This window comes from Vibrio sp. Isolate24 (assembly GCF_022398215.1).
In the GTDB taxonomy this organism is placed as follows: Bacteria; Pseudomonadota; Gammaproteobacteria; order Enterobacterales; family Vibrionaceae; genus Vibrio; species Vibrio coralliilyticus_A.
Genome location: NZ_JAKEUU010000001.1, coordinates 669791 through 690415 on the forward strand (window position 1 = coordinate 669791; position 20625 = coordinate 690415).

21 protein-coding genes and 1 tRNA gene are annotated in these 20625 nt (G+C 43.6%); 10 read left to right on the forward strand and 12 right to left on the reverse strand.

Annotated elements, in window-relative coordinates; all coding sequences use genetic code 11:
• Positions 1-36: 36 nt before the first annotated feature.
• Positions 37-924 carry an AraC family transcriptional regulator gene (locus tag L1D23_RS02915; protein ID WP_239864108.1) on the reverse strand — a complete coding sequence of 296 codons (888 nt, stop codon included), beginning with the start codon at positions 922-924 and terminating at the stop codon, positions 37-39.
• Between the two features lie 185 nt (positions 925-1109).
• Here L1D23_RS02915 and L1D23_RS02920 point away from each other — a divergent pair, with 185 nt between their 5' ends.
• Complete coding sequence (locus L1D23_RS02920) at positions 1110-2258, forward strand: iron-containing alcohol dehydrogenase (protein ID WP_239864110.1); 1149 nt, start codon at positions 1110-1112, stop codon at positions 2256-2258.
• Between the two features lie 74 nt (positions 2259-2332).
• Here the strand turns inward: L1D23_RS02920 and L1D23_RS02925 are convergent, their stop codons facing one another.
• On the reverse strand, positions 2333-2857 hold the full coding sequence (locus L1D23_RS02925) for a GNAT family N-acetyltransferase (RefSeq protein WP_239838935.1): 525 nt from the start codon (positions 2855-2857) through the stop codon (positions 2333-2335).
• A gap of 8 nt (positions 2858-2865) precedes the next feature.
• Positions 2866-5733, reverse strand: a complete 2868-nt coding sequence (torS, locus tag L1D23_RS02930; RefSeq protein ID WP_239864112.1) for a TMAO reductase system sensor histidine kinase/response regulator TorS — start codon at positions 5731-5733, stop codon at positions 2866-2868.
• A gap of 80 nt (positions 5734-5813) precedes the next feature.
• On the opposite strand from torS, the gene torT reads away from it, so the two are divergent.
• From torT to L1D23_RS02950, 4 genes are all read left to right on the forward strand, one after another.
• A complete protein-coding gene (gene torT, locus L1D23_RS02935) occupies positions 5814-6815 on the forward strand; it encodes a TMAO reductase system periplasmic protein TorT (RefSeq protein WP_239864114.1) in 1002 nt (333 codons plus the stop codon).
• 22 nt (positions 6816-6837) lie between these two features.
• The gene (locus L1D23_RS02940; protein WP_239838932.1) at positions 6838-7293 is read left to right on the forward strand and encodes a methylglyoxal synthase; all 456 of its coding nucleotides are present in this window, start codon (positions 6838-6840) and stop codon (positions 7291-7293) included.
• 283 nt (positions 7294-7576) lie between these two features.
• Positions 7577-8203, forward strand: a complete 627-nt coding sequence (locus L1D23_RS02945) for a bifunctional 4-hydroxy-2-oxoglutarate aldolase/2-dehydro-3-deoxy-phosphogluconate aldolase (RefSeq protein WP_239864116.1) — start codon at positions 7577-7579, stop codon at positions 8201-8203.
• 265 nt (positions 8204-8468) lie between these two features.
• On the forward strand, positions 8469-8663 hold the full coding sequence (locus tag L1D23_RS02950; protein WP_239864117.1) for a hypothetical protein: 195 nt from the start codon (positions 8469-8471) through the stop codon (positions 8661-8663).
• 25 nt (positions 8664-8688) lie between these two features.
• Here L1D23_RS02950 and L1D23_RS02955 read toward each other — a convergent pair.
• The 4 genes from L1D23_RS02955 to L1D23_RS02970 all read right to left on the reverse strand — a co-directional run bounded on the left by L1D23_RS02955 (position 8689) and on the right by L1D23_RS02970 (position 10645).
• Positions 8689-8762 (reverse strand) — tRNA-Cys (locus L1D23_RS02955).
• A 152-nt stretch (positions 8763-8914) separates the two neighbouring features.
• Positions 8915-9271 carry an MmcQ/YjbR family DNA-binding protein gene (locus tag L1D23_RS02960; RefSeq protein WP_239864118.1) on the reverse strand — a complete coding sequence of 119 codons (357 nt, stop codon included), beginning with the start codon at positions 9269-9271 and terminating at the stop codon, positions 8915-8917.
• Positions 9272-9315: 44 nt separating this feature from the next.
• Positions 9316-9660 (reverse strand): HopJ type III effector protein, encoded by a 345-nt coding sequence (locus L1D23_RS02965; protein ID WP_239864120.1) that lies wholly within the window; start codon positions 9658-9660, stop codon positions 9316-9318.
• A 211-nt stretch (positions 9661-9871) separates the two neighbouring features.
• On the reverse strand, positions 9872-10645 hold the full coding sequence (locus tag L1D23_RS02970) for an ABC transporter substrate-binding protein (protein WP_239864122.1): 774 nt from the start codon (positions 10643-10645) through the stop codon (positions 9872-9874).
• A 334-nt stretch (positions 10646-10979) separates the two neighbouring features.
• On the opposite strand from L1D23_RS02970, the gene msrB reads away from it, so the two are divergent.
• Complete coding sequence (gene msrB, locus L1D23_RS02975) at positions 10980-12116, forward strand: peptide-methionine (R)-S-oxide reductase MsrB (protein WP_239864123.1); 1137 nt, start codon at positions 10980-10982, stop codon at positions 12114-12116.
• A 51-nt stretch (positions 12117-12167) separates the two neighbouring features.
• Here msrB and dbpA read toward each other — a convergent pair whose 3' ends face one another.
• Both dbpA and folE read right to left on the reverse strand, forming a co-directional pair.
• Positions 12168-13544 carry an ATP-dependent RNA helicase DbpA gene (dbpA, locus tag L1D23_RS02980; RefSeq protein ID WP_239864125.1) on the reverse strand — a complete coding sequence of 459 codons (1377 nt, stop codon included), beginning with the start codon at positions 13542-13544 and terminating at the stop codon, positions 12168-12170.
• Between the two features lie 111 nt (positions 13545-13655).
• Complete coding sequence (gene folE / locus L1D23_RS02985) at positions 13656-14309, reverse strand: GTP cyclohydrolase I FolE (protein ID WP_239838924.1); 654 nt, start codon at positions 14307-14309, stop codon at positions 13656-13658.
• Between the two features lie 262 nt (positions 14310-14571).
• Here folE and moeA point away from each other — a divergent pair, with 262 nt between their 5' ends.
• From moeA to L1D23_RS03000, 3 genes are read left to right on the forward strand one after another with little or no spacing between them, the layout of a single operon-like run.
• On the forward strand, positions 14572-15807 hold the full coding sequence (moeA, locus tag L1D23_RS02990; RefSeq protein ID WP_239864127.1) for a molybdopterin molybdotransferase MoeA: 1236 nt from the start codon (positions 14572-14574) through the stop codon (positions 15805-15807).
• Positions 15808-15818: 11 nt separating this feature from the next.
• Positions 15819-16568: a molybdopterin-synthase adenylyltransferase MoeB gene (moeB, locus tag L1D23_RS02995; RefSeq protein WP_239864129.1), complete on the forward strand. Its 750-nt coding sequence runs from the start codon at positions 15819-15821 to the stop codon at positions 16566-16568.
• A gap of 54 nt (positions 16569-16622) precedes the next feature.
• Complete coding sequence (locus L1D23_RS03000) at positions 16623-17450, forward strand: sulfurtransferase (RefSeq protein ID WP_239864131.1); 828 nt, start codon at positions 16623-16625, stop codon at positions 17448-17450.
• A gap of 47 nt (positions 17451-17497) precedes the next feature.
• Here the strand turns inward: L1D23_RS03000 and L1D23_RS03005 are convergent, their stop codons facing one another.
• Together L1D23_RS03005 and L1D23_RS03010 are read right to left on the reverse strand one after the other, a co-directional pair.
• Positions 17498-17917 carry a RidA family protein gene (locus L1D23_RS03005; RefSeq protein ID WP_239864133.1) on the reverse strand — a complete coding sequence of 140 codons (420 nt, stop codon included), beginning with the start codon at positions 17915-17917 and terminating at the stop codon, positions 17498-17500.
• Positions 17917-18207 carry an antibiotic biosynthesis monooxygenase gene (locus tag L1D23_RS03010; protein WP_239864134.1) on the reverse strand — a complete coding sequence of 97 codons (291 nt, stop codon included), beginning with the start codon at positions 18205-18207 and terminating at the stop codon, positions 17917-17919. The genes L1D23_RS03005 and L1D23_RS03010 overlap by 1 nt, the downstream gene beginning before the upstream one ends.
• Positions 18208-18321: 114 nt before the next feature.
• Between L1D23_RS03010 and L1D23_RS03015 the strand changes: the two genes are divergently transcribed.
• On the forward strand, positions 18322-19221 hold the full coding sequence (locus L1D23_RS03015; protein WP_239864135.1) for a LysR family transcriptional regulator: 900 nt from the start codon (positions 18322-18324) through the stop codon (positions 19219-19221).
• A 48-nt stretch (positions 19222-19269) separates the two neighbouring features.
• On the opposite strand, the gene L1D23_RS03020 is transcribed toward L1D23_RS03015, so the two are convergent.
• Positions 19270-20250, reverse strand: coding sequence for a sugar-binding transcriptional regulator (locus L1D23_RS03020; RefSeq protein ID WP_239838918.1), 981 nt, complete (start codon positions 20248-20250; stop codon positions 19270-19272).
• Between the last annotated feature and the right edge of the window lie 375 nt (positions 20251-20625).

Consider the following 20625-nt stretch of genomic DNA (forward strand, 5'->3'; position numbering starts at 1 on the left):
CAGTAATTTTTTAACCTCTGATTTCCTCTTTTCTTACTAGCTGGCCAACTTCAAACCTGTCGGTGTTTCGTTGAAGTGACGTTTATACTCACGAGAAAACTGGGAAGCACTGTTATAACCGACGAGCCTCGCCGCATCATTGACTTTCTTTCCTTCGAGCTGAATTAACTCTTTCGCCTTGTTCAGACGCACTTTTTTGATGTATTGAATCGGTGACTCTAACGTAATCTGGCGAAATGCGCTGTGAAAAGCAGACATACTCATATTAGCTTCTTCAGCCAAATGTTGCACTGAAAGCGCTTCACTGTAATTCCGGTGAACCTTATCCAGAGCTTTCGCGACTCTGGCATATTGCCCCTCATGATGAGCTAAATCAAACAGCACATGCCCCTCACTACTAGTTAATGCACGGTAGGTAAGCTCCTCTTTAAGCGCATCACCGAGTAGTGCTAACTCTACCGGATTACAAAGTGCTTTCATGATTCGTATGCATACGTCCAACATAGAGGCTTCCATGCTGACCGATCTCAACCCGCAGGTTTGATGCATATTATCTTTTCTCGGAGAAAAGCCCAATTCTTCTAGCTTATTCACCTGGCGGTGGAGCAATTGAGAGTCAATATCTATCGTTAAGCCCATTAACGGTTCACCATCAGTTGGAATGGCTTCACATTCAAGTGGCATAGGAACTCCAACAACAAGGTAATCGTTAGGCCCATACTGAACAGGTTGATTACCAATATGGATATTCTTATGACCTCGGCCTAGAACAATCACCCCTGACTGATAAACAAAAGGCTTACGAGAGTTACCTTTACTGCTGCGATAGAACCATATGCCGTCTAATTCGGTCTTCTTTACCCCCTCAAGGTCATTTAAGTTATGAGTATCAACATACTGTTGCATTAATTGAGCAAGTGTCATCTTACCTCCTACACCTTTTCTCTCAGAATATACAAAAAGTAGGATTAGGCAATAAAAACAGAGGAATCGATATTTTTAAAACCTCTTTTCAACACTAATATGCATAAAACAATGAAGCATCTCGAATCACGGAATGCTAAATCAGTCAGCCTAGCAGGCAATAAACTGAAGCAAGAGGAATGACAATGCAATTTACTTACGCTAACCCTACCCAGATTCTTTTTGGTCAAGGTCAAATCAGTTCTATCCAATCATCTGTTCAGCCAAAAGATAAAGTATTGATCATCTATGGGGGCGGTTCGATAAAACGTAACGGTGTTTACGACCAAGTTATTGACGCTCTAAACAACCACCAATGGGTTGAGTTTTCTGGCGTCGAGCCTAACCCAACAAAAGAAACCCTTGATAAAGCCGTGTCTATCGTAAAACAGCAAGGCATCGATTTTATTCTAGCGGTTGGTGGAGGCTCAGTGATTGACGGCTCGAAATATGTAGCAGCAGCAGCGAAGTACGATGGTGATGGCTGGGATATTCTCACTGGCAAACATCAAGTCTCTGAAGCAACACCACTAGGAGCAGTGTTAACACTTCCGGCAACAGGCTCTGAATCCAACATGGGCGCGGTGATCACCAAAGCGGAAACACAAGACAAACTCGCATTCATGAGTCCATTCGTTCAACCGAAATTCGCGGTAATGGATCCAGACGTCATGAAGACGCTGCCAGAAAAGCAACTGATCAACGGTATTGTGGATGCTTGGGTACACGTTTGTGAGCAGTACTTAACAACCAACCATGGTGCTATGGTACAGGATGGCTATGCGGAAACTCTACTTCGTACATTAAAATCGCTGGGTGAAGATTTTGACAATCGTGATGACGATGCTTGGCGAGCAAATCTAATGTGGTCTGCAAACCAAGCATTAAACGGTTTGATTGGTAGCGGAGTGCCACAAGACTGGGCAACTCACATGATTGGTCATGAACTGACAGCACTTTGGGGTGTAGATCATGCACGCTCACTCGCTATCGTTCAGCCATCACTGCTGCGCAACCAAATGGCACATAAACGTGCCAAGCTTGAGCAAATGGGGCTTAACGTGTTTGGTCTAGAGTCAGGGGAGGATTTAGCTGAGCGCACTGTAGACGCGATTGAAAGCTTTTACCAAACCATGAAAGTCTCTACTCAGTTAACTGAGCATGGTATCAATAAGCAAAGTGCTATCGATTCTGTGATTGACCAACTTGAGCAACACGGTATGAAAGCGCTAGGCGAGAATCAAACGATCACTCTCAAAGAGAGCCGAGAAATACTCACACAAGCGATCGCTTAACTCCCCCCCCCTAAATAAAACAAAAAGCAGCAATTTTGCTGCTTTTTTCTTGGGAATCTATTCGATTGATCAAATCAAACATGAAAGCGATAGATTAAATCGTCATAAAGTTTACCGCCAATCTGATAAGCATTTTCTTCGCGCTCTATTAGCTCAAACCCAGCTTTCTCCAGAACCTTACATGAAGCAATATTTCCGTCCGTCACGATCGCATTAATGTTCTTAACCGCTGGCAAGGACTGTTTGACGTGATCAATCAATGCTAGCAGTGATTCCGTGCCAATCCCTTTACCGTGAAATTCCGGCAGCAACAGATAACCAATCTCAACAGAATCATCCGATTCATCTTCAATGCATAGCCCCGTCACACCCACCGCCTTGTTATTGGTGTTATCTCGGATCACTAAACATAACCAATGTGCACTTCCCCATTGCCAAGTAGGAAGTCGAGATTCAAAGCGCTGACGAATGTCATTCAGCTCGGGCTGATCAAATGCGTAACGAATGACGTCTTCTTCTTGGTGCAAACGAAGAAACAAGGGCCAGTCGGTTTCTGTAATCTGACGCATTGAGAGTCGAGGAGAAGCAATTTCTATCATAGTGATACCTAGTCAACCAATTTATTGAGCGCTTGTTTTGATTCATCAATGAGTGTTTGAAGCTGAGCTCGGAAAGCCAAATAATCCTTTACTGGCTGCTGAGACTTCTCAATGCTTAAACAAACGTCGAACAATGCTAGCAGACCCAAGCTTCCTGCAGAACCTTTCAACTTATGCGCGAGTTGTTTTATTTGATTCGGGTCATCTTGCTCAGCGGCTATTTGCATAAAATTCAATGCTTCATTAGCCCCTGCAATAAACAGGTTAATGATTTCTCTCATTTTTTCACTACCTAAAACGAGGGAATCTTCTTCAACTACATTCGGATCAATCAGAACTAGAGGGGAAGTTTTCTCGTGCTCAGTTGAAACCAAACTCAAAGCTCGCCCTTCTAGGCTATCTTGGATCACATCACTAAGCGCATCTTTATCCAGTGGCTTCGGGAGATAGCCATCAAAACCAGCAGAGAGGTAACTTTGAACTTCCTCATTATAAACATGAGCAGAAATAGCAATCATAGGTGTGACAGCGTCACTATCTAAACACTTTAGCTCGTTCAATAATTCGACACCATTACAGTCGGGTAAGTTAATATCGAGGAGAGCAATATCAAAATGGTAATCCGAATAAAGCTTTTGAGCCGTTACCCCATCAGTGGCAGTCATGACCTCGTGCCCTAAGCTTTTCAGGAACCCCTCAGCTACCATACAGTTTACAGGGTTATCTTCCACCAGTAGAACGCTTGCTTTAAGTGATGGACGAACGCTCTGTTCTTTTGGCTGAACTTCCGCACCTTGGCTCAGCGGTATGCTAAAGCTGAACTGACTACCTTGGTCAAGCTCAGACTCGAGCATCAATGAACCTCCCATGGCTTCAACAATACGCTTACTGATCGCTAACCCGAGGCCTGTACCACCTTTAGAATGAAGTCCACCAGACGCTTGGGTGAATGCTTCAAATAACGTGCCTTGTTCATCCTGACTGATCCCAATCCCGGTATCGGACACTTCAAACAATACATTCTCGGGGTTGTCTGGATCGTTGGTCACATAGATATCGACATGGCCTTGCTCAGTGAACTTGACCGCATTGCCTACAAGGTTGGTCAATACTTGATTAATACGAGTTACATCTCCAAAGAAAAATTGAGCCACATCGCTTTCTATCAACACATTGAGCTCTATTTGCTTTTCCTTTGCCCGTCCTTCTAGCAGCTGCTTGACATCATCAACCATGTCATAAAGATTAAAATCCACGGCTCGAATTTCAAGGTGCCCTGCTTCGATTTTGGAATAATCAAGGACATCATTAAGTATGGCGAGCAGTGTATTACCACTGCGATTAATGACATCTACGTAGTGTGCTTGCTGTTGATTCAATCCCGTCTCTTGAAGTAATCGAGCAGTCCCAAGAACACCATTCATAGGCGTTCTGATCTCATGACTCATCGTAGCTAGAAACGCGGATTTAGCTCGGTTGGCTTGTTCTGCTTGTCGACGTGCTTTAGCGTGATTTAACACCTCATGATTTAGACGCTTGTTGGTATCTTGTAACTGGTGAGTTCGTTCCGTCACGAGTTCTTCGAGGTGTTCTTTGTGTTCTTGTAGTTCCTGTTTCGCTTTCGTTTCGCTTTCAGCGACTACCTTTAATGCTTGAGCGGTATTCCTAGCCGTGATGATCGCTTGACCCATATGAGCAAGCTCATCGTTCCCTTTTACCGTAATGTCGACCTTAAGTTGACCTTGAGCAATAGAAAGCAAGGCGGATGAATACTCAGCTAAACGCTTAAGCACTGAAACATAAACCACTTTCCAAACGATCATAACCACGATCAACATCCCAAGCACAGTGATCAGTGTCAGGCTAAGTTGAGCATAATCCAGTGTTGTTTTTAACTTCTCGACTGCACGTGTTGTTGCTTGGTTAGAATCATCAACCAGCTTATTTACTGTGGTGTTCAAAGCCGTAAACTGTGTCAACGTGTCTTGCATCAACTGTTGGGCTGCTTTCTCGTTTTGATAACGTTGTAGAAGAACGTCAAAAACCCTTTCACCATGCTTGAGCTGAATAAGCAATTCTTCCATTTGGATAGAACGGGTAGGATCTTCTACACCACGAACTCGGCGCTTCATGATGTCAAGATTATCCATGAACTCTTCTCGAACCGTTCGAATTCGTTCAATATCAGAAATCGTTCGCGTCTCTTCAATATGGTTGAGCATCTTAAACGCGAGAAGGTGTAATTCATGCAGTCGCTCAGCGAGGTCCAAATCGACCTCAACCAAGGTATCTAAGGCTTGATATGCTTGCTCTGTTCGCTTCTCTTCTAGCAAATCATAGATGTGAGTCACATTGGCAACAGCGATAGTACTGGTATTCGCCACCTGAGTGCGTGTCAACTGTTCGAGCTCTGATGCCAACTCCCGCAATTCTGTGGTTGTCACAGCCAGTTGGTGATTGAGCTGTAGTCTTTTCTCTACCACAATACCTAGCTCCACTAAAGTATTGATCACTGTCTGGACATCCGCTTCCAATCGAGTCAGAAGTTCAGAGTCAAATGAGTCAGAGCCAAGCTGCTTAATATGTGTGAGCAAACTTTCCAATTGCGAAAACAATTCTTTGCCTGATTTCTGGCGTTGCACTTCAGTTTTGGCATTCGATAAGCTTTGTACGGAGGAAATAATTTTTGCACTCAGCTCAGAGACTTGACGCGCTTCGATCATGGAAGGAATGGCGGAATTTACAACGTTTCTTTCCGTTTTAGCGACAGAAGAAAAACCAAACACGCCAATTAATGCAGAAATACATACCAGCAGAGCCATGGCAAGAAACGCAAACAGCAACTTTCGACCGATACTGGCTTTGGCAAGTAACATTAAGTAACGACACTTCTTTACACTGAGAGAATACGCTATATTTTGCAGTGTTTACGTAACGATTACCAACGATATACCTCATGCTTTCAGCTTTAGCAGCAAAACGATTATTGATCTCAGCCATTGTAATTAGCGCCTTTTCACCAATTTATGCATATGCGGAACAGGCTCCCTACCGACTGTGTGCTTTATACCCGCACCTTAAAGATTCGTATTGGTTGTCCGTTAACTACGGTATGGTTGATGAAGCCAAAAACCTTGGCGTCGATTTACAGGTCTTTGAAGCTGGTGGGTATCCGAATCAATTTAAGCAAAAAGAACAGCTAGGTAAATGTCTAAGCTGGAACGCTGATGCCATTATTCTCGGTACTGTGGCACCAGATTTATACATGAATAGCCTGCGTCAATACGCAGGGGCAACCCCTGTCTTCGCCAGTGTCAATCAGATGATCCTCGGTAGCCAATCACAAAAGCAGCTTAAAGGAGAAGTCGGGGTAGATTGGTATTGGATGGGGTTCTACACCGGCCAATACCTTAAAAATAAACACCCGAAAGGCTCTGGTGAGATAAAAATCGTTTTACTACCCGGCCCTAATTCCAGTGGTGGGACAAAACCTGTGATTCGTGGCTTTCTTAGCGCTATCGAAGATAGTGACATTCAAATTGTCGAAACCTACTGGGCCGATAATGATAAAGAGCTTCAGCGTAATCTAGTACAAAAAGCGATTGAAATAGAAGACATCTCTTACCTAGTCGGCAGTGCAGTGGCCATTGAAGCCGCGATTAGTGAGCTAAGAAACGCAGGGAAAACAGAGAATATCGGTTTGGTCTCTACTTATTTGAGCCATGGTGTCTATCGAGGGCTGCTAAGAAATCGCGTAGAATTTGCGCCTACTGACAAAATGGTTAAACAAGGTCGCTTATCTGTCAGACAAGCGGTAAGCTATCTGAAAGGTCAATCGTATGAAACTATTGAAGCTCCGATTATCGAAGCACTGACACCCAAAAACTTAAAACCAAAAGTTATAGCTGAATCCTTGTCACCATCGGAATACAGACCTACGTTTTACGTAACTAATTAAAAATATTAGGGAAAAATCAATAATGCAGAAAACAACTCGCACATTGCCTGCACACAAACATGTTGCTCTGGTTGCCCATGATAACTGTAAACCAGAACTCCTACGCTGGGTCACTGAGCATAAGGAAAAACTTCAACGTCACTTTCTTTATGCAACAGGAACCACAGGCTCAATGCTGAGTAAACAAACCGGACTCGCGATTAAGAGTATGATTTCAGGCCCTATGGGTGGTGACCAACAAATCGGTGCTCTCATTTCAGAAAAGAAAATTGATATGCTGATCTTCTTCTGGGATCCGCTCAATGCCGTGCCGCATGATCCTGATGTGAAAGCCCTACTCCGAATTGCAAGTGTCTGGAACATCCCTGTTGCAACCAACCGTGCTACGGCTAATTTCTTAATTGAGTCTGATTTAATCGAGTCTGAAGTAGACATAGAAATCCCAGATTACGAAGCTTATCTCGCTGATCGTACCTAAACCTTTATTGAGGGCTGATTCAAAGCCCTCTGTTTACTCTTTATCATTTTATATCTACTAAAATTGGAACTATTCTAAACTCCTCAGTTTATTGACATTAAATCTAACCAGTTCCAAGTCGATATGATTTATATCAGTGGAGTAGTCTTGCGATATTATCTGACGAAGATAGAGCCAACTTACTGACTCTGCTAAAATCCCTGCGAAGCAATTTTCGTCCTGCTTTATGGTCACAAGACGATAATCACTCAATACAAGCTGCGTATGAAGATAAGGTAAATCGATGTCACTTATTAACGAACAACTACAAAAACTAAAAGTCATCCCTGTTATCGCGATTGACGATGCAAAGGACATTGTCCCTCTTGGTAAAGTTCTCGTAGAAAACGGATTACCGGCGGCCGAAATTACGTTCCGATCTGAAGCTGCCGTGGAAGCCATTCGCCTACTAAGAGAATCCCAGCCAGATATGTTAATCGGTGCTGGCACAGTCTTGAATAAAGAACAAGCAATAGCAGCCAAAGAAGCTGGCGCGACGTTCATCGTTTCACCAGGGTTTAATCCAAACACAGTTAAAGCTTGTCAGGAAATTGGTATTGACATTATCCCCGGAGTTAATAATCCAAGCACGATTGAAGCAGCTTTAGAACTTGGCTTAACCACTCTTAAATTTTTCCCAGCAGAAGCGTCTGGTGGTGTGCAAATGGTCAAATCACTCTTAGCACCTTACTCAGATGTTCACCTTATGCCAACGGGTGGAATTAACCCTAAAAACATTAAAGACTACCTTTCTATTCCTCGCGTTTTGGCGTGTGGCGGAACATGGATGGTTGAGAAACGCCTTGTTGAAGAACAGAATTGGCCAGAACTGGCAAAACTCACTCGTGAAGCGGTCAAGTTAGTAAGCTAAAGTGAAAGTGAAAAGCTCCTCATACACATAGAGTAGCGTTTCACTTATAGCTTCTCTTCTAGACCTGTTTGTTTATAAAACAAGCCTTAAATTTTATGAATTCACTCTCATAGTTAACGAAAACCATCCATTCAAAGCATATTTGAAAGAGTATTCAACTAGAATGTCATCGTATACAGATATTCTGGCTATTTGCATTATTAAACAATAATAAAAAAACCTTAGCTATAGAACATACCTAGTTACTTTTGCTGCTGGAGCTTTCATGGAATCAAATCAAGACGACAAAGTATTGTGTTGCCTGCTGTGCGGCAGTGAAGAGTATTTGCTATCAGAAGCAGATAGTATGTTGTGCGCTCAATGCGGGGCTTTTTTTGAGGATATTAAACAAGTGGTTGTGACACAACCAATCGTACCGTCGAAGCTAGACAACTACGCCATTACAAAGTTAGTTATATAAGAGTTTTCTAGTAGAAGAGGTCGAATGGAGGCGCGTCCCGGAGTCGAACCGAGGTCCACGGATTTGCAATCCGCTGCATAGCCACTCTGCCAACGCGCCTTTATTCTCGCGCTTTAGCTACCCACCGCCACGCTCAACGCACACTTTACGGATTGCAGAGAGAGAGTCAAATCAAAATATCCATTTTCTATTTGACTGCTGGTATTTACACCAAGTGGTTGTTTATTCGATCGATTAACTAGTCTTAAGATTCAATCGTAACCTAGTTGGACTCTTTGCCCTTTAGGCAATTTACTCACGACCAATTCATAGGAGCGCTCACAGAGATCCTGAATCAAGCTATCTTCAACGTCGCCAGGATAGTAAACCGTTACCCAGTGCTTTTTATTGGTATAGTAACCAGGTGTAATATCATTAAATTGACCAGTCAGAACCTCACCATCTTCCGGTTTTACCTTGACAGTGACATATTCACGCCCTTCTCTCTCGGATAAGATTGCAAACATTTTTCCTTTCACTTTATACACTAAAGCTTCAGGGCCAAACGGATGGCCCGATTCAACACTCATAAAAGTATCAAGATATTCAATAAGCTGTTTGTTGTTCATAGTCCTTTACCCATGAAAAAAGGAGCAATGCTGCTCCTCATTAATCATCGACGAATAAGCGCTTCTGACTCAAATTTGATGCCTCGCCAACCCGAATTCATGAAGTTGCGAATGTTAGCATGATCATGACCATCAGGGTTTTGCAGCACATCTTCCCTATAAAAACGGCCAAAGCAGGCTAAGGTGGCTTGTTCTGACAACTGGTTAAGTTTCGCGAAAGCAAATATCTTGCATGAGCCGTTATTCTGATTGGCCTCATTCTCACTCTCACCATTCGTAAAAGCCGTTGGCGTAAAAACATAATGTGCGTCTATAACTGCCATCGTGTGCTCAAATTCAATCGACTCAGGGGCACGGCTTAATTGTTCAATGAATGTATTCAGATCCATTTGCTTAGTCTCAACAGTAAATATAGAGGTAGTCTATGGTATTGATTAATAATTACAATGATCTTTGCTCTGTTTGCAAAGCTCGCAAAGCAATCCATCAGTTAATTGCGACTGGTCTTTCAACACTTGATCGGAAGGAATATCAAAAGGGAAAATTTAAAAGTTTTAAAATAACAGGCCGACCCTTTGCGAGTCGACCCATGTTTGGATGTCATTTGATAAAGTCATTCACTATTTGATCGACTTCACCACTCTCTTTCATTTCAGACAAAATCTTATGATATTGTGCTTTAAAATCCTCTTTATAGGGGAACTTGGCACCATCAGTCACGAAGCCTAAGAACCCTTGCTCCGAGCTGATAGTCGCGCCTTCAACAATACTTTGACCATCATACTTGCCTTCATTCTGCAGTTTTTTGAGTTCCCACTGGATTGAAAGAGCATCATTCATATAGCAATCGACACGGCCAGCAATAAGCTTAAGAAGGTTTTTAGGCGTGCCTTTGGTTTCGTTGAGTTTGATCTTGCCTGCTTTTACCGCTGCTCTAAATTCATCGCCACCCGCGGAAAACCCAGCGTTGTTACCTATCGTAAGGCCCATATAGTCACCCGGCCAATTTGGTCTAGGGTTACTCAATACAGACTTCTGACACACAACGACAAGCTTTTCATCAAGTATTGGCATATCGTATTCCATGTATGGCCGCTGCTCTGGACGTTTGTACGGAGGATAAAGAGCGAAGATTTTGCCACCTTCAGCTTCAGATAACCCACGCTTCCAAGGCACACCTTTTATGGTCACATTATAGTCCGGCATTTTAGAAAAAATTCGTTCAAGAATAACTGTATAAATACCCGTAACCCTTCCACTTTCGACATAAGAATAAGGAGGGTATGAATCGTCACCATAAACAGTGACATCGTTTTTTGCAAAGACCGAGGCAGAAGCCATAACCGCACAGAGCAAAGTTAAGGTTTTTTTCATAGTGATAACTCCAAACACTGTTCCATCAGTATTAAGTTGATGTTATCGGTAAGTAATAGTGCAAGACACTATTAAGTCAAGCTACTGCTATGAGTGATCGATTCCTTTATCTTGAACAAATTAAACTTAAATTATTAAAATTAAAGTAATTTTCAAACCAGTAATCAAACATATAAAAAGGAATCCTATGATGGGAAAAGGCGATATAGGCACTCGCTTAGTGTGGAAATATCCCTGTCATCGAAGAAAGTTTTCAAAAAATCAGATCTCATGCAATTTTTTCCTCAACTGGCCTTTCTTATTAATCAAAGACAAAGCAATCGAAGAGGTTGATATGAAAATGAAGTCGAAGATAATTTTTTCCGCCATCATTCTGGCTGCTGCATTAGCGTCATTTTTTGGTACAGCAGGCAGCGACATGACGAAAAGCTCGACTCATGGAGAGTATCAGGTAGCAACGCTGGCAGGTGGTTGTTTCTGGTGTACTGAATCTGATCTAGAGAAACTGCCTGGCGTCCTTGATGTTGTGTCGGGTTATTCTGGCGGTAAATTAGAGAATCCCACCTACAAGCAGGTTGCATCAGGTAAAACGGGCCACATTGAAGTCATCGAAGTGAAGTTTGATCCACAGGCCGTTAGCTACGAGCAGGTTCTTGATCAATTCTTCCGTCATATTGATCCTACTGATAACAAAGGATCATTTGTGGACCGTGGTCCGCAATACCGCCCTGCCATTTTCTATCATAACGATGAGCAAAAGCGCATCGCAGAAAGCTTTATGACTGAAATCGAAGAATTAGGGATCTTTAAAAAGCCGCTCAAGACCGAACTCATTAAGTTCACTAAATTCTGGCCAGCAGAGAACTATCATCAGGACTACTACAAGAGGAATAAAATCCGTTATAACTACTATCGCTACGCGTCTGGCCGTGATCAATATTTGGATGACATCTTTGGTGATGATAGAGAAGAAAACCCGAAGACACTGCGTCAATTGATTGATGTACATAAAGCAGTAGCCAACGTAAAGCCATATAAGCGACCTTCTGAGCAAGAAATCAAAGCAAAACTAACAGACCTACAGTATTACGTCACGCAAGAAGAAGGGACAGAACGAGCGTTTAACAATGAGTACTGGGATAACAAGCAGCGTGGTATCTATGTGGATGTAGTATCAGGTGAGCCTTTATTCTCTTCTACTGATAAATACAAATCAGGCACAGGCTGGCCAAGCTTCACCAAGCCCATTAATGAAGCCTACATTATCACGAAAACTGACTATCACTTGGTGTACCCAAGAACCGAGGTCAGAAGTCGATTTGCGGATTCTCACTTGGGTCATGTCTTCAAAGATGGGCCGGCACCAACGGGTCTACGCTACTGCATGAATTCAGCCGCGATGAAGTTCATTCCCATCGATGAGCTTGAAGAAAAAGGCTATGGCGAATATCTGTATTTATTCGACAGTTAATCCATCCAACATGTCGAGATAAAGCCAGCCAAGTCAAAGGCTGGCTTTTCTTTATTTCATGACTCGAGCTTTAAAGTTTCGTCCTTTCATTTTACCCGTTTGAAGCTGCTTTAAAGCGGGCTTGACAATGTCATGCTCCACCGCGACGTAAGAAACCATTGGCAGAATATTTATCTTACCAATCTTGTTTCCGTCCAGACCTGCCTGTTTAGTGAGAGCACCCAAGATATCACCTGCGCGTACTTTCTGCTTCTTACCGCCAAGGATCTGAATAGTTTGCATTTTAGGATAGAAAGGTTTCTCGATTGGCTTTTCAGGCAGCATCGCAGGAGAGATGGCAATGTCCATGTACTCATCAATTCGTGCGACGCGGTATTCCTCTTTCTCACTATAGAAACTGTATGCCACCCCTTTCGACCCGGCACGGCCAGTACGACCAATACGATGAACATGAACTTCTGGGTCACGAGATAACTCAAAGTTAAACACAGCATCAAGGTTATCAACATCAAGGCCACGCGCTGCAACGTCGGTCGCAACAAGAATCGAGACACTTTTGTTAGCAAACATGGTTAATGCCTGTTCGCGTTCACGCTGCTCCATATCACCATGAAGTTCGACAACGCTAAACCCACGGTGGCTTAGCTCATCGGTCACCTTCTGGACTTCTTTCTTGGTGTTACAGAACACAACTGACGACTCAGGTTTGTGTGTCAGCAGTAAAGCTTCCAGAGCCTCATCACGCTCTTCTGCTGTATTGAGCTTATAGAATCGCTGCTCTATGGTCGTTGTTTGATGTGTTGATTCCACTTTGATCATTTGTGGATCACGCATCACTTTTGACGCTAAAGACTCAATATTTTTCGGGAACGTTGCACTAAACAACAAGGTTTGTCTGTCTTGAGGTGCTTCGTCAATGATGGCGTCAATAGCCTCTTCGAAGCCCATTTCCAACATTCGATCAGCTTCATCCAGAACCAAAGTGTTCATCTCAGCTAAATTGATACGTCCTTTAGAAAGGTGGTCCAAAATGCGTCCAGGCGTACCCACCAAGATATGCGCGCCATGCTCTAGTGAGCCAATTTGAGGCCCCATCGGCATACCACCACACAGCGTGAGCACTTTGATGTTGTGAATACCACGTGCCAGTGTACGAACCTCTTTCGCTACCTGATCGGCGAGCTCGCGAGTTGGACACAGAACCAAGGTCTGAACACGGAAGCGCTTAACGTTCAGATTGCTTAGTAACCCAAGTGTAAACGCCGCAGTTTTACCCGAGCCAGTTTTACCCTGCCCAATCACGTCTTTACCTTCAAGAACGAGCGGCAACGCCTGTTGTTGTATAGGCGTCATTTCCGTGTAGTTAAGGCTGTTCAGCGTCTCTATCAATTCGCTTCTAAGATTCAGACTCTTAAATGAGGTTATCACAAGTGTATCCTTCAAGGATGGCTAACGACCAAGGACCGTCAGCAGTTAAAAAGTAAAAACCGCTTCAACAAGGAAGCGGTTTTGAATAATCCGTAAAGCGTATCGGCTGCTCTAACGAATTCCGTGAAGGAACTCGTGGCGCGTAGCCGGGTTGCTCTTAAAAATACCACCTAACGCAGTGGTGGTGGTTTCGCTTGTTGCATCCATCACTCCACGAGATTTCACGCAATAGTGTGTGGCATCAATGGTTACTGCAACATCATCAGACTCTAAGAGAGTTTGTAGTGCGACTAGAATTTGTTGAGTCATGCGCTCTTGCACCTGAGGGCGCTGAGCAAAGAAACGGACGATGCGGTTGATCTTAGACAAGCCAATGATTTTTCCGCGAGGAATATACGCTACAGTCGCACGGCCATCAATCGTTACTAGGTGATGCTCACAAGTGCTTGTCAGTGTGATGTCTTTAACACGCACCATTTCACTCACATTCATCTTGTTCTCAATCACTGTAATTTTAGGGAAGTTCGCGTAATCAAGCCCCGAGAAGATTTCGTCAACGTACATCTTAGCAATGCGATGCGGCGTTTCTTCGAGACTGTCATCAGTAAGGTCAAGCTCGAGTAGAGAAAGAATTTCACGCATATGGTGCTGAATCTTTTCCTTTTTCTCTTCGCGACTGATTTGGTTCGGTGACATTGGCGTCTCCAAACCACGGCTTTCTAGCGCATCTTTTACCAACTTCGCGGATTCGCTAAGACCTGACATTCCACTTCCTCTTACATCAACTTGCCGTACATGCTTCAATCGATTGAATTTGACTGAAGCCTCGACAAACTCTGGCTCAGTACTGAACAACTCAAAACACCCAGAAATCGAGGGATTTACCTCTTTCGGATGGCTGACAAGGATACTCGGATTTTTGAATAATTACACCCATATTTTATCCGTGGTCATTATTGCGACTACGATTTCTGTGATAAAGTGATGTTCATTAAACGCTAATATAATAATGATTTAGGACTGTATTATGGGTTGCTGTGACGCTCCTGGCCTGATGCCAATCGAAGATGCGATGGAACAAATGCTGTCGCCAATTAAACCAATCCAAACCACCTTACAACTGCCTCTTGCCGAAGCCATTGGCTATGTTATTGCTGAAGATATACTTTCCCCTATTTTCGTTCCTCCTTTTGATAACTCAGCCATGGACGGATACGCAATTCGTATTGCCGACTTAAACAACAATAATGTTCTGCCTTTAGCGGGTAAATCTTTTGCAGGCCAACCTTTTGAGGGCGAATGGCCAAAAGGCACATGCGTTCGCATTATGACTGGCGCTCAAATTCCTGAAGGCTGTGATGCCGTCATCATGCAGGAAAACACTGAGCAGACTGAACAAGGCGTGCAGTTCAATCAGACCGATGTGAAGCCGCAGAATAACATTCGTCCTACAGGTGATGACATTAGCAAAGGTGACGTCGTACTACCTAAAGGAGCGCGCCTTACCGCCCGAGATATACCAATGATCGCGACTTTGGGTATTAGCCACGTCACTGTCGTTCGTAAGCCTCGTGTTGCCTTCTTCTCAACAGGTGATGAGCTCAAACCTCTTGGTGAACCACTCAAAGCTGGCCAAATATACGACAGCAATCGTTATGGCATAAAACCACTGATCGAGAACTTTGGTTGTGAACCTATTGATCTTGGTATTATCCCTGACTGTCCTGAAGAGTTAAAATCCACCTTTGAAAAGGCGCAAACTTTAGCTGACGTCGTCGTTACTTCGGGCGGTGTGAGTGTCGGGGAAGCTGATTATACGAAAGATATTCTTGAAGAACTGGGCCAAATTGGGTTTTGGAAGCTTGCTATCAAGCCTGGCAAACCATTTGCCTTTGGCAAATTATCGACCTCGTGGTTCTGCGGCCTTCCAGGTAACCCCGTTTCAGCAGTGCTAACAATGTACGTTCTGGTTCAGCCTATGCTAGCCAAGCTTGCCGGACATACTGAATGGACAGCGCCTGAATCTATACCGGCAACAACCCGCACTGCGTTTAAGAAATCACCGGGGCGTACAGATTACCAGCGTGGCATTTACACCATCGAAGATGGCAAGTTTGTAGTAGAAACGACAGGCAATCAGAGTTCTGGCGCGTTTCGCTCGATGAGTTTAGCCAATTGTTTTGTCGTTTTGGAGCGTGAACGAGGCCGTGTTGAAGTCGGTGAAACTGTGAATATCCAATTGTTCAATTCAACCCTTTACTAGGAGTGAACACTTTGGAGATCCTTTCCGATCAAGAAATGCTGCGCTATAACCGTCAGATTATACTCAAGCAATTTGATTTTGACGGTCAAGAAGCATTGAAACAAAGCTCCGTGTTGATTCTCGGGGCTGGTGGCCTTGGTTGTGCATCAAGTCAATACTTAGCGACCGCTGGGGTTGGCTCGCTGACCTTAATTGATGATGACGTTGTTGAACTGTCTAACCTACAACGCCAAGTGCTTCATCATGATGTCGACGTTGGCAAAAAGAAAGTCCTGTCAGCTGCTGAATCTCTTCAGCAGCTGAACCCTCACCTGCAAGTGCGTACCATAGATCAACGCTTGAGTAATGAGGATTTAAAAAAGGAAATTGAGCAGCATACGCTGGTGCTCGATGCATCGGATAATGTAGAGACTCGCAATCAACTTAATCGCCTCTGCTATGCGTTAAAAATACCGCTGGTTTCCGGTGCAGCAATACGAATGGAAGGACAAGTCAGTGTCTTCACTTATCAGGATAAAACACAACCTTGCTACCAATGCTTAAGTGCCCTTTTCGGCTCTGCAGCATTAAGTTGTGTGGAAGCTGGAGTCATGGCGCCAGTTGTAGGCATCATCGGCGCGGTGCAAGCAATGGAAGCGATTAAAGTTATCGCCAATTACGGACAGGCAAAAGAAGGTAAGATTCTTATTCTTGATGCGATGACCATGTCATGGCGAGAAATGAATCTCATGAAAATGCCTGATTGCGCCGTGTGTAGTTAGAGGCAAACTGAGCCGATTAAATCTATAAATCACATAGACTTATAAGGAAATATCATGTCACCGCTTATCTCTCCAGCAGAACTTATTGAACTGGAAAAATCCGGCAAGTTGGTAGTTTTAGACACCAGTATTGAATTTCAGATCCCATCCGAGACAGAAAAAGATCAGCATAACTTGCTCCCCAATACCATCCGCTTCGATTATGACAAGTTTTTTTGTGACCCAGACACTTCACTGCCACATATGATGCCTTCACAAGACCGCTTCAATCAGTTAGCAAGAAGCATAGGTCTTAATCAAGACTCTATTATCGTGGTTTACGATAACAGCGGTACCTTTGCCTCTCCGAGAGCGTGGTGGATGTTAAAAGCGATGGGTCATAAAGAGGTGTACATTCTAAATGGTGGCCTCACTGAGTGGAAACACGCTGGCTTCAATACAGTGACATCTTACAAAAAGTCGATAGCGGAAGGCAATTTCGACGGTCGGCTCAACCCATCTTACTTTGTTGATTCTCAATATGTTCTAGAACAAATAGACAATCTCTCTAACCAGACGGTTGATGCTCGCTCTCATGCTCGATTTAATGCGCAAGTGCCTGAGCCAAGACCGGGCATACGTGCTGGACATATCCCCAGCTCTGTTTGCCAACCATTTACAGAGCTAATGGAGGGTCACAAACTCAAGTCAACCGACGAGTTAACATCTATCTTATCAAGATCATTAAGCCGCGATAAATCTCAATACATATTTAGTTGCGGCTCAGGGGTTACTGCAGCGATTGTACTGTTAGCCGCGCAGCTTACAGGATACAAAAACCTCTCTATCTATGATGGTTCATGGACAGAATGGGGGGCGAGTGACCATTTGCCCATTAGCTAAATCGCAAACAAGGCAGCGATAAACAGCTGCCTTTGTTGACTTTGTTTTCAGAAATTTCCAAGTACTTCACTTATCTGAAAACGTTTTGCAGCCTCTGCTTCAATTTCTACTTTCCAGTTTTCATCAAATAATCCATTTACAAACAGTAAAGTAGTCGGCAATCCACCTACTTCAAAAGGAATACGTGTTTTAGCTCGTTGATATTCCGATAAATCTTGTCGATTTACCATGTAAATTCGAACGCTAATCAGGTCTTGTATGTCCATTCGATTCGCTTGTAGAACTCCTCGCAGATTCTGCCATGCCAAAACCATTTGTTCTTCTGTGCTAGTCGGCACTTTACCATACTCATCGATGCCAAGCTGCCCTGCTATATGTAACCGAGTCGAGCCAGAAGGTATCATTGCACATTGATGGTAATTAGCAGCTGGTGGTGGAACCGTCGCTGGACTCCAAATAATATTCATTACACCTCCTTGGAAAGCATGCTAATAGTTGGTGTATCCGTAAGCATAGTGCCAAGCTGGTCAAAGTCACCGATCTCTTTACGCCACGAAATGTACTTATCAAAATGTTGAGGCGTCTGCCATTCTTCAAGTAACACCAATTCATGCTGCCCCTGAACCTTTTCATACAAGTGTGCCGACAAATTCCCTGCAAATGTTCTCGTATCGGGCAAGATTGCTGTAAAGAAGTCTTTGATAGACTGGGTGTTTTCCAACGAATGGTTAAGTTTAAATTGAACTAGAATGCTCATCACTCTCTCCTTTTATTCCTTTTTTAAATTCATAGGAGAGTTTAATTATTTAGGCTTAATGATAAATTAAGTAAAATCCAACAAATAATCTCATTAAATAGAACAATAACGCTTATGAAATCTGACCTTCACCGTATGCAGGTTTTTGCTCAAATCGTCGAATCAGGATCCATTACCAAAGCAGCAGATGAGCTCGATGTTTCTAAGTCTGTACTAAGTCACCATTTGCAGAGCTTAGAAAAACATTTAGGTGTAAAGCTACTGACTCGAACGACACGCCGACAATCTCTCACCGAAGCAGGACAACGTTATTACCAACGATGCTTGGAGATGAAAAAACTGATGTCTCTGGCAGAAGAAGAGGTGCGCGAATCGAATACCGACCTCGCAGGTACAGTGACGGTTACCTCTCCTCATACGCTGATGACACACCTTATCGGCCCATCTATGTGCCGGTTTGTGAAGAATCATCCTCGTATAGAGCCTAGACTCCTTGCCAATGACATGCGCCTCAACTTGATCGATAAATACATCGATCTTTCCATAACGGTGGGGGAGCTGCCAGACTCCAGCTCCCGAGCGACCAAAATTGGCGAACTGGAACAAGTGTTGTGCTGTTCACCGGAATACATGAAAAGTCGCGACATTACACTGCCTGTGACCTCAACCGAGCTACTCGAATATGACTATATTGCGAATCAATGGGAGGGCATAAATGTTGAGCGAAAGTTCTCGGTGGGAAAACAAAGTATCAGTTATCGATTCCATTCCACTCGCATGGGAGACAGTATTCCGACCATTCGCCTGATGACCTTGTCAGGACTGGGGCTTGCTTGTTTGCCTATCCTGGCTATTAAAGAAGAGCTTGAGCGAGGTGATTTAGTGAGATTAACGGCTGACGGAATGGCATTGAAAGCGCCTGTATGGGCAGTGCATAACTATGGCTTACAGATGCCAGCCAGAATACGCGCCTTTATTGATTTCATAAAAGAGAACGCTGAAAACACTCTTTAAGAGCAAGCACGAGCAATCTCTCGTGCCTGCAGATGACCATTTTTTTCGTTATTTCATTTGTTCATCCAAGTTTAAAACGGTTAGCGCATTGCTCACACTAGTTGCAATAACATCAATGACACCTGTTCTTAATGCACCAAGCATGGCTAATGGTTTGCTATTTTCTGCGGCAATCGCAATTACCTCCGAAATAGGGCGAAACTCTTCAATACTGAGACCAATAACACGATCACTCATGACCGTCTTAGCCGATTTTCCCTGAATATCAAAGAAGTCATAACCTGCAAAGTCCCCGACTACACCTTGATTCATACGAGATTGCACCACTTCATCCGCAGTAAACCAGCCTAAGTCAACCATATAGCTGTTTTCACTCATATCTCCGATACCGACGAGCGCCACATCAGCTTTACGGGCAAGATCCAACGTTTGCTTCACGGTTGCATTCTGCATAAACGCATGTTTTTGTTCAGGATTTTCTGCATAGGCTGGTGCATAAAGAGTTTCAGAGGTACCACCATAGCTTTTCGCAAACTGGCGACATATATGATCGGCATTAAACATCCCCCCTCTCGGGTGGATACCACCGATACCACAGACGAATTTGACATCACGCTGAGGTATCACTCCTACGTGATGAGCTACAGCAGATACGTTACGCCCCTGACCAACCGTCACCACCGAGCCATTTTGAATAGAGCTAGCCATGTACTTAGAAACCAAACCCGCCACTTGCAGGCGCTGTTGCTCTTCATTCGGTTGATCAAGTGCGACCAAGGCTCTCTTGACCCCAAATCGCTCTATTAACCTTTGCTCGATCTTCGCACTAAATACAGGGTGATATTTAACGGTGATCTCGACAATGCCTTCATCACGTGCCTGCTTAAGCATTCGGCCTACTTTCGCACGGGAAACAGAAAACTTCTTCGAGATTTCTTCTTGAGTTGCCCCATCCTGATAATACGCAACGGAAATTTCAGTAAGGAGATCAGCGCTGTCATCAGACATATCTTGTTGCGATTTGTTCATTTTGCTACAGCTCCTGTATAGGAATATACATATAACATCTGCTCAATGCCGTAGCATATGTTATCACTATAGATAAATGCAACATTTGCTCACTACCGGGACAAATTCTCAGGCTGTTTCTTGACCCTATTAGAGTATTACAAACCCTTCTCATTACTGGGCAAACGTTTAATTCGAATAACCCATCAAGGCAACTGGAGAAATACTTGATGAACATCACTATAACCTTAAATTAGCAATTGACATTCTGTGTAGATGAGATAAATATGGACCCATCATTTACTCATCGTAAGAGCAAATGTTCACAACAAATGCTCTCACGCTGAAAATAATTCCGGTTAGTTGATTTGATGGACTCGGAAAGGGTTGAAAGAC

Excerpts from the sequence above, each read along its gene's own strand:
- L1D23_RS02925 (WP_239838935.1), bottom strand. The coding sequence starts at position 2,857 with ATGATAGAAATTGCTTCTCCTCGACTCTCAATGCGTCAGATTACAGAA.
- torT (WP_239864114.1), top strand. The coding sequence starts at position 5,814 with ATGCTTTCAGCTTTAGCAGCAAAACGATTATTGATCTCAGCCATTGTA.
- torS (WP_239864112.1), bottom strand. The coding sequence starts at position 5,733 with ATGTTACTTGCCAAAGCCAGTATCGGTCGAAAGTTGCTGTTTGCGTTT.
- L1D23_RS02940 (WP_239838932.1), top strand. The coding sequence starts at position 6,838 with ATGCAGAAAACAACTCGCACATTGCCTGCACACAAACATGTTGCTCTG.
- L1D23_RS02950 (WP_239864117.1), top strand. The coding sequence starts at position 8,469 with ATGGAATCAAATCAAGACGACAAAGTATTGTGTTGCCTGCTGTGCGGC.
- L1D23_RS03015 (WP_239864135.1), top strand. The coding sequence starts at position 18,322 with ATGAAATCTGACCTTCACCGTATGCAGGTTTTTGCTCAAATCGTCGAA.
- L1D23_RS03020 (WP_239838918.1), bottom strand. The coding sequence starts at position 20,250 with ATGAACAAATCGCAACAAGATATGTCTGATGACAGCGCTGATCTCCTT.
- moeA (WP_239864127.1), top strand. The coding sequence starts at position 14,572 with ATGGGTTGCTGTGACGCTCCTGGCCTGATGCCAATCGAAGATGCGATG.
- L1D23_RS02960 (WP_239864118.1), bottom strand. The coding sequence starts at position 9,271 with ATGAACAACAAACAGCTTATTGAATATCTTGATACTTTTATGAGTGTT.
- L1D23_RS02970 (WP_239864122.1), bottom strand. The coding sequence starts at position 10,645 with ATGAAAAAAACCTTAACTTTGCTCTGTGCGGTTATGGCTTCTGCCTCG.
- L1D23_RS02965 (WP_239864120.1), bottom strand. The coding sequence starts at position 9,660 with ATGGATCTGAATACATTCATTGAACAATTAAGCCGTGCCCCTGAGTCG.
- msrB (WP_239864123.1), top strand. The coding sequence starts at position 10,980 with ATGAAAATGAAGTCGAAGATAATTTTTTCCGCCATCATTCTGGCTGCT.
- folE (WP_239838924.1), bottom strand. The coding sequence starts at position 14,309 with ATGTCAGGTCTTAGCGAATCCGCGAAGTTGGTAAAAGATGCGCTAGAA.
- L1D23_RS03005 (WP_239864133.1), bottom strand. The coding sequence starts at position 17,917 with ATGAATATTATTTGGAGTCCAGCGACGGTTCCACCACCAGCTGCTAAT.
- L1D23_RS02920 (WP_239864110.1), top strand. The coding sequence starts at position 1,110 with ATGCAATTTACTTACGCTAACCCTACCCAGATTCTTTTTGGTCAAGGT.
- L1D23_RS02915 (WP_239864108.1), bottom strand. The coding sequence starts at position 924 with ATGACACTTGCTCAATTAATGCAACAGTATGTTGATACTCATAACTTA.
- L1D23_RS03000 (WP_239864131.1), top strand. The coding sequence starts at position 16,623 with ATGTCACCGCTTATCTCTCCAGCAGAACTTATTGAACTGGAAAAATCC.
- L1D23_RS03010 (WP_239864134.1), bottom strand. The coding sequence starts at position 18,207 with ATGAGCATTCTAGTTCAATTTAAACTTAACCATTCGTTGGAAAACACC.
- L1D23_RS02945 (WP_239864116.1), top strand. The coding sequence starts at position 7,577 with ATGTCACTTATTAACGAACAACTACAAAAACTAAAAGTCATCCCTGTT.